The sequence below is a fragment of the Hyphomicrobium sp. NDB2Meth4 genome (genome assembly GCF_900117445.1).
Classification (GTDB): domain Bacteria; phylum Pseudomonadota; class Alphaproteobacteria; order Rhizobiales; family Hyphomicrobiaceae; genus Hyphomicrobium_A.
In genome coordinates, this window is record NZ_FPEJ01000017.1 from 1 (window position 1) to 1,161 (window position 1,161).

Here is a 1,161-nt window from a genome sequence, read left to right on the forward strand (position 1 = left end):
ACGGCACCCCGTTGGCAAGGACTTTCTGGTCTGTCGCGCAGAGCTGGTCGGTAGCGCCCATGTGTCCGGCCTTTTTGCTCGGCGCGAACACCGATGGCCTTCATGCTATCCGCAAGATCAGCTCCCGATCAAAAGCACGCGCTCGAGGCGCCCTGGGACAATTGGGTTTTGCTGATCTCGGTGGTCGACCGTTACTGCATGACTTACCTTTTGCCCTCTCCAACCTCGTGAAGCGCGCCCGGATGGGCTCGCTCGTTCCTATGCGGCCTGTGGCACTGGTTCGTGGTACGCACCGCCGCGCGCCATTAGCACCCATGCGATCCGCGCTATCTTGTTTGCCAGGGCGACGGCAGCGATCTTGGTCGTGCGCCGTTGCAGAAGCTTGAGCAGCCACGGCCGTCGCGTACCGTGACGCTGCGCGTATCGGATTACTGCTAGGCCACCGACGACGAGTAGCCATCGCAGGTAGTGGTCGCCACGCTTTGATATCCTGCCTAGACGCTCTTTACCGCCGCTCGATGATTGCTTCGGCACCAGACCGATGAAGGCTGCAAAACTCCTACCGTTCTTGAAGTTCGAAGCGTCGCCGACGGAGGCGACGAGCGCGCTCGCCGCAAGGGGGCCAATGCCGGGGATCGTGGCGAGACGCCTGCTCGCCTCATTCGACCTGTGCCAGGCTATTACCTGCCGGTCGAGCTCGAGGATCTGGTTCTGTAACAGGCGATACTGACCGACTAGGCACATCAGTGCCCGGCGAGTCACATCGGTTATGCGAGCATCTTCACCGGAGACGATCATGTCGATCAGTCGAGAGAGGCCGATCCGGCCGATGCTCTCGGTGATACCGAACTCCGCGAGGTGCGCTCGGATCGTGTTGCCCATCCGGGTGCGATGCGTGATCAGCGTGGCTCTGGTTCTATGCAGTACCAGAACGCTCTGCTGCTCAACGGTCTTCGTCTCGGCAAACCGCATGTTCGGCCGCGTAACTGCTTCGCAGATCGCTTCGGCATCGGCTGCATCGTTCTTCTGGGTCTTCACATAGGGCTTTACGTATGCCGGCGGCATGAGCCGGACCCGATGGCCGAGCTTCTCGATCGTGCGGGCCCAGTGATGCGCGGTCGCGCAGGCCTCGATGCCGACGAGGCACGGCTCTAGCTTGGC

At 61.7% G+C, this 1,161-nt stretch carries 1 protein-coding gene; it reads right to left on the minus strand.

Annotated features, from left to right (window positions below; all coding sequences use genetic code 11):
* Positions 1-258: 258 nt before the first annotated feature.
* Positions 259-1,161: IS110 family RNA-guided transposase (locus tag NDB2M4_RS19730; RefSeq protein ID WP_072378410.1), on the minus strand; the 903-nt coding region annotated here is incomplete at its 5' end.